Origin of the sequence: Staphylococcus sp. EG-SA-17, from assembly GCF_017151845.1 — a bacterium.
GTDB lineage: Bacteria > Bacillota > Bacilli > Staphylococcales > Staphylococcaceae > Staphylococcus > Staphylococcus aureus.
Genome location: NZ_JACVZO010000072.1, coordinates 1 through 729 on the forward strand (window position 1 = coordinate 1; position 729 = coordinate 729).

Annotated in this window: 2 rRNA genes; both read right to left on the reverse strand. The window is 38.1% G+C overall.

The features are described from left to right. Window positions 1-311: ribosomal RNA gene (locus IDG65_RS14095) — 23S ribosomal RNA — on the reverse strand; the annotation flags it as partial. Between the two features lie 366 nt (window positions 312-677). Then, window positions 678-729: ribosomal RNA gene (locus IDG65_RS14100) — 16S ribosomal RNA — on the reverse strand; the annotation flags it as partial.

Sequence of the window (729 nt, forward strand, 5' to 3'; positions counted from 1 at the left end):
AGAGTGTCCTACAACCCCAACAAGCAAGCTTGTTGGTTTGGGCTCTTCCCGTTTCGCTCGCCGCTACTAAGGGAATCGAATTTTCTTTCTCTTCCTCCGGGTACTAAGATGTTTCAGTTCTCCGGGTGTGCCTTCTGATATGCTATGTATTCACATATCGATAACATGACATAACTCATGCTGGGTTTCCCCATTCGGAAATCTCTGGATCAAAGCTTACTTACAGCTCCCCAAAGCATATCGTCGTTAGTAACGTCCTTCATCGGCTTCTAGTGCCAAGGCATCCACCGTGCGCCCTTAATAACTTAATCTATGTTTCCACCATTTTTATAAGTCAAACGTTAACATGAAGTTACGTTCTTTTATAAAAAGATTTAAACGCGTTATTAATCTTGTGAGTGTTCTTTCGAACACTAGCGATTATTTCTTATGAATTCAAGCTTATTTAAAACTCTTTATTCACTCGGTTTTGCTTGGTAAAATCTATATTTTACTTACTTATCTAGTTTTCAATGTACAATTTCTTTTCAGTCAAGCGCTCGCATACTGCTTTATTTTCATAAGCAATATCACTTTAACCAAAAAATATTTGAATGTTAAATAAACATTCAAAACTGAATACAATATGTCACGTTATTCCGCATCTTCTGAAGAAGATGTTCCGAATATATCCTTAGAAAGGAGGTGATCCAGCCGCACCTTCCGATACGGCTACCTTGTTACGACTTC